4 protein-coding genes, 1 tRNA gene and 1 pseudogene are annotated in these 5,709 nt (G+C 46.8%); 4 read left to right on the top strand and 2 right to left on the bottom strand.

The window, feature by feature from the left end; genetic code table 11:
• The first annotated feature begins 241 nt into the window (after nt 1-241).
• The 3 genes from ABC831_RS26215 (at nt 242) to ABC831_RS26205 (ending at nt 1,193) form a co-directional block, all read left to right on the top strand.
• Nucleotides 242-314 (top strand) — tRNA-Ala (locus ABC831_RS26215).
• A gap of 416 nt (nt 315-730) precedes the next feature.
• Nucleotides 731-997, top strand: a complete 267-nt coding sequence (locus tag ABC831_RS26210; protein ID WP_343251029.1) for a helix-turn-helix transcriptional regulator — start codon at nt 731-733, stop codon at nt 995-997.
• A complete protein-coding gene (locus tag ABC831_RS26205; RefSeq protein ID WP_343251028.1) occupies nt 984-1,193 on the top strand; it encodes a helix-turn-helix transcriptional regulator in 210 nt (69 codons plus the stop codon). Before ABC831_RS26210 ends, ABC831_RS26205 begins: the two co-directional genes overlap by 14 nt.
• A gap of 264 nt (nt 1,194-1,457) precedes the next feature.
• Here ABC831_RS26205 and ABC831_RS26200 read toward each other — a convergent pair whose 3' ends face one another.
• Nucleotides 1,458-3,536, bottom strand: a complete 2,079-nt coding sequence (locus tag ABC831_RS26200) for a penicillin-binding transpeptidase domain-containing protein (RefSeq protein ID WP_343251027.1) — start codon at nt 3,534-3,536, stop codon at nt 1,458-1,460.
• A 374-nt stretch (nt 3,537-3,910) separates the two neighbouring features.
• Between ABC831_RS26200 and ABC831_RS26195 the strand changes: the two genes are divergently transcribed.
• On the top strand, nt 3,911-5,437 hold the full coding sequence (locus ABC831_RS26195) for a sodium:solute symporter family transporter (RefSeq protein WP_343251026.1): 1,527 nt from the start codon (nt 3,911-3,913) through the stop codon (nt 5,435-5,437).
• A gap of 74 nt (nt 5,438-5,511) precedes the next feature.
• On the opposite strand, the pseudogene ABC831_RS26190 reads toward ABC831_RS26195, so the two are convergent.
• A pseudogene (locus ABC831_RS26190) lies at nt 5,512-5,709 on the bottom strand (hypothetical protein); the annotation flags it as partial.

Below are 5,709 nucleotides of genomic sequence, written 5' to 3'. Positions count from 1 at the left end.
TCGTCCAAAGTCATATGTTTTTGATTCCCTGTCATTGTAGTTTTAGACATAAGTACCTCTTTCTACTGCGGATAGGAGACACTAAGAATCATAAAACAGAGACAGGGAGGAGTGTAAGAGTAAATTCAGCATGAGGGTGGAATTTAGAATTTCATTCGAGCACAATAAAATTAAGGCATAAATGGGATTGCCAAATTCATCTGCTTGTGTTATAATTTTTTTCGGATTCAGTTTTTGGTTTGGGGCATTAGCGCAGCTGGGAGCGCGCCACACTGGCAGTGTGGAGGCCACGGGTTCGAGTCCCGTATGCTCCATTTTGAATACTATATATAGATAAGTTTCAAGTATTTTTGTAATCGTCCTGGAAGGGGCGATTTTTTATTTCATAGGAAAGTGCTCAAATAAAAAACGCTCCGCAGGACTGCACTGGGCGGAACTAACCATTTGTTTCTGACGCAGAAGGCCGAAAAGATACATATTAAGGACAATGCAAATTGGTACATAATTATTTTGTTATAATACTGCAGGATTAATTTTAACGATATTTTATAGCTATGAGCACTACTTTTTTTACTTATTGCCGGCACTTTGTGTACTGGCATTTTTTATATCCATATATGAACAAATGTTCCATATTTTATTTTTAGTATTTGAGGTGTGTCCCATGGATGGCCCTGATAGCGTATGTTAAAATTTCACTAAAATTCGACAAATTTTAGGAGGTTGCATGATGCGCCAATACAAATTGCTGCTTCAAGGCATTCTTACGGACCGAATTCTGGTATATCGAACAGACAATCACTATACTCAGGAGCAAATGGCAGAACTGCTGCATATTTCTCCCCGCTCTTATTTTGACATAGAACACGGGAAATATTGCTGTTCCGCAATTACTCTTATATTTTTTTTGTTAATATTATCAAAAGCTGATGTCTTAGACTTTCTGGATGATTTCCGGCTGCGTGCAGAAAGGAAAGATAAAGATGATGTTGCATAGACTAGGAAAAATATTAGCTGAGTACAGACATGCCGCCGGCCTCACCCAGCAGGAAGCTGCGGACAGGATACATGTCTCGCGGCAATGTCTGGGGAACTGGGAGACAGGGAACCGGGAGCCCCGGTTCGGGGACATTGTACAGCTCTGCCAGCTATATGGGATTGGGTTGGATGAGCTCATGAAAATGAGCTCATGATTCCCCGTAGTGCTTTATTCATAGCAGCACTTTTCTTTGTTTCAATCCACGCTCGGTAATTTCACAGAATACGACTTTTATTGCTGCGTGCCTTGACCTCATGTCAGTGGGGGATACCGATTTCTCTCCGCCCACCACTGCCGTTAATCTTGTTTTGGGTGATTCATCTCGCCACCTGCAGAGGTGGGAGAATTCTCACTTATTTCGTTAAAGGGCCTTTACAGGCCCTGAAATATTAAATCAGACATTGATACATTTTGCTTATTACCAGCGAAAAGCTTCTTCCATAGCCGCTTTCACCTTAGGCACGACATAATGGCTGCCGCCCCGGTCTTTCACATCTTCGATCATCATAGTGATCATCAGCTGCTGGCCGGTATCCTGAGCGGTAAATGCGGTGAACCAGCCCAATTCTGTCCCGGTAGTGTCATCTTTGGAGGCTTTAATCTCTGCAGTGCCGGTTTTTCCGGCAATCGCACGCCCGTCGATTCGGGCCTCATGTCCGGTACCCTCCGGATCTTCCACTACCTGAACCAAATCCTCTCTGATCACGTCCGCTGCCTGAGCAGGTATCGCCTGCTCTTTCCAGAAAGAACCCGCCGGGTCTTCCTGATATTCAAGGGTGGGGGATATCATGCTTCCCTGATTGACAAAGGCCGAATATATAGCCGCCAGATGAAGGGGATTCACCAGAACCTCACCCTGCCCATAACCGCTGTCGGCCAGTTGGATTTTCGTCTTGAAGCCTTCCCCGGACGTGATTTGGGAACTGGACATCCCATACTGGAACGGCATATCCTCTCCAAACCCCAGCGCTTTGGCCGTCTTACTAAAATTATCCTCACCGATCTTAAGTGCCGCTTTGGCAAAATAAATATTATCCGAGTAAACCAGTGCGTTTCTTAAATTTGCCGCGCCTGCATATTCCTCCAGCGTGGTAACCTGATAAGAACCCCAGCTGGAATCCTCCTGCCAGCTCCGGCCGCTTGGGCCAAAATCCTCATCCGCCGAGAAGGAATCCGTGGACAACCCGATCGCTGCGGTTACAGGTTTGAATGAAGACCCCGGGCACCAGGTGTTACGGAAACGATTGTAAAGGGGCTGGGCCGGGTCCTCATTCAGGGCGGTCCATTTCGAGTTCGTCATACCCATAACAAAATCATTGGGATCAAAAGCAGGAGTACTGACCAGAGCCAGGACTTCGCCTGTTTTCGGATTCATGGCCACAGCGCAGCCGGAATCCTCACCCAGCGCCTCATAAAGCGCTTTCTGAAGACGGTAATCGATGGTCAGCTTGACATCCTCTCCCATTTTCGCATCCCGGGTCAGCAGATTCACCACCTGATCTCCATCCGCATTCACGATATTGATCTCACAGCCGTCTATCCCGCGCAGCTGATCTTCATAGATTTTCTCAAGCCCGGATTTTCCCAGCACCGAATTGGCATTATACCCTTTGCCCTCCAGCTTTTCCAGATCTTCCGCCGTCACATTCTGTACATAACCGGTCAGATGGGCGGCGGCTCCCTTTAACGGATAGACACGTTCGCTGGTATCCGATATTTTAATGCCGGGAATCTCAAGCAGCTGTACTTTCAACTCATCCGCATCTTTGGACACAGTCCGGATCGGTACAAAGCTGTCATCCTTCACCCAACCGGCGCTCAGCGCTTTCTCTATTTTTTCCGCATCCATCTCCAGCAGTTGTGCGATGGACGCGATCGTCTCTTCTCTTGGTTCCGCCAGCTTGCCGGGGACGATACCGATGGAGGATGCAGTCCCCTTTTCCGCCAATGCCATTCCATTGCGGTCATATATATTTCCACGCTCGGACTTTGTCGCGGTATTTACTTTAACTTTGTAATCTTCCTGTAGCTGCGGGAAAATCATCTGGGAATACCAATCGATCTGATACTGCTTTTCTTCGTTCCGAATCAATGTGGCGGTATTGGAAAACTGAAGCGTTCCCGCCACGGTCTCCATGGTAGTGTCATAATTAATCGCCACGGTATCCTTTTGCTCTTCCACATTCGTAATCTGAATACTTAAGTCAGCTGCCTCCACACCTTCATAGATATTCTGATTTCTGGCTATAAAATCTTCTTTTGTGATTCTTTGCCTGGTTTCATCACAGAGGAGCTGATACATGTCCTCATAATTTCCGCTGTTAATATCGGACATATACTGGGTCAGTACTTCTTCGGGAGTCGGCCCCTTATCTTTTTTGTTCAAAAACAGAATCATACCGACTACGATTCCGACAACCACCAGTATCCCGATGATCACTCCAATCAGGAGCCCAACCCGATTTCTTCTGTGCCTGTGTCTCCGGTTTCTTGCCATTCCGGTTCCTCCTTATACCCATATTTATTAATGTCAAAATTGCTGCCATCTTTTTCCGTCTCATTATACTTCAAAAATGTATAACTGTCATCATTTTTTCTGGTTCCGGATGTATTTCTGAAACGGAATCCTTTCTATAAATAATTCGTAGTTTAAAAGCTATTTCTTAAATATTACATCTGTAGGCGATATAAGTCAATCATTTTTTAAGAGGGGCCAGTCCCCTCTCGTGAATCGTCAGGAGATTGGAAAAGATTGTTATTTTTGATTGACAAACGGGAGCTTTTCTGGTATCATTTCACCAGCTGCTTTTTCGCGTTAAAGCGTTACGCTTTAACGTCAAAATAAATTCAAACATCTCAGGGGGGTAAAAAATGTTCATCAAAATTTTGTTTTTACTGATCTTTTTCGCGGTTATGATCGGCGTCGGTATCTATTCCAGACAGCATGCCAGGAGTGTGGACGGTTTCGTACTGGGGGGACGTTCTGTCGGTCCCTGGCTCACCGCGTTTGCTTATGGTACATCCTACTTTTCTGCGGTTGTGTTTGTGGGATATGCCGGACAGTTCGGTTGGAAATATGGAATGGCCACTACCTGGATCGGAATCGGCAATGCCCTTCTGGGAAGTCTGCTGGCCTGGGTGGTTCTGGGCCGCCGGACCCGGGTTATGTCCCAGGGGCTGCGTGCTGCCACGATGCCGCAGTTTTTTGGGAAACGCTTTGACAGCAATCCTTTGAAAATTGTTTCCTCTGCGATCGTATTTATCTTTTTAGTTCCCTATACCGCTTCGATTTATAATGGGTTATCCCGGCTTTTTGGAATGGCTTTCGATATCCCTTATGAGGTCTGTGTCATTGTAATGGCGGTTTTTACCGGTATTTATGTGGTAATGGGCGGTTATATGGCGACTGCTATCAATGACTTCTTTCAGGGGATTATCATGCTGGTTGGGATCGTGGCTGTTATCGCTGCTGTTTTAAGCGGTCAGGGCGGTTTCATGGAAGCGGTAAAATCTTTAGCCCTGATTGAAAGTGATGTCCCGGCGACACTTGGGCAGCCGGGTGCCTTTACTTCCTTTTTCGGTACAGATCCGGCCAATCTGCTTGGAGTTGTCATCTTAACCTCCCTGGGTACCTGGGGACTGCCGCAGATGGTCCAGAAATTTTACGCGATCAAAAATGAAAAGGCGATCAATACCGGTACGGTTATCTCTACCATGTTCGCTATCGTAGTGGCCGGCGGCTGCTATTTCCTGGGAGGGTTTGGACGCCTCTTTGATAATCCGACCCTCTATAATGAATCAGGAATTGTCTATGACAGTATTATTCCGTATATGATGTCCACACTTCCGGATATACTCATCGGAATCGTTGTAGTGCTGGTACTGTCCGCGTCCATGTCCACGCTCTCCTCTCTGGTGCTGACTTCCAGTTCCACACTGGCTCTGGATTTCCTGTACGGTAATCTTATTAAAAAAGTCAGCGAGAAGAAACAGATCATTACCATGCAGATTCTGATTGTATTTTTTATCATCGTTTCAGTCGTGATCGCGCTCAGGCCGTCCGTGTTTATCGCGCAGCTTATGGGTATCTCCTGGGGGGCTCTGGCCGGTGCTTTCCTGGCCCCGTTCCTGTACGGCCTGTACTGGAAGAAGGTTACCCGTGCTGCTGTGTGGGCCAGCTTCATCACAGGAGTGGGAATTACCGTGTCCAATATGTTTTTAAAATACATATCCTCTCCGATTAACGCAGGAGCCATCGCCATGATCGCCGGACTGCTCGTTGTCCCGATTGTCAGTCTGGTTACTCCGAAAATGAATCAAGCCAAGGTTGACGAAATGTTTACCTGCTATGACGAGAAAGTTGTCATCAAAAAGAAACGGTCCCTCGAAGAGATGTAAAAAATCGAGTAGGAGGGAGTGATTAACTCCCGTCCTCTCACACCACCGTGCGTACCGTTCGGTACACGGCGGTTTCAACAGTTGACGTGCACCGAATGATAGGCGGCGGCTAAATCATAAAAGCCGCTGCTTATCAGTCTTTCTTTTGTCATCGCCAGATTCACCGCTACCGTTTGCGTCGTAAACCAATAACCTCTCCGGCTGTTTCCTGCCTGCCATGCCAAGTCTTCCGGCACTCCCATTTTCCGCATGTTCTTCACCTTTGTTCTCGG

The organism is Diplocloster hominis (assembly GCF_032380655.1).
In the GTDB taxonomy this organism is placed as follows: domain Bacteria; phylum Bacillota; class Clostridia; order Lachnospirales; family Lachnospiraceae; genus Diplocloster; species Diplocloster hominis.
This window is presented reverse-complemented; position numbering and strand designations above follow the sequence as displayed.

Bases quoted from the DNA above. Each gene is read 5' to 3' on its own strand.
- ABC831_RS26210 (WP_343251029.1), top strand. From the start codon at position 731: ATGCGCCAATACAAATTGCTGCTTCAAGGCATTCTTACGGACCGAATT.
- ABC831_RS26195 (WP_343251026.1), top strand. From the start codon at position 3,911: ATGTTCATCAAAATTTTGTTTTTACTGATCTTTTTCGCGGTTATGATC.
- ABC831_RS26200 (WP_343251027.1), bottom strand. From the start codon at position 3,536: ATGGCAAGAAACCGGAGACACAGGCACAGAAGAAATCGGGTTGGGCTC.
- ABC831_RS26205 (WP_343251028.1), top strand. From the start codon at position 984: ATGATGTTGCATAGACTAGGAAAAATATTAGCTGAGTACAGACATGCC.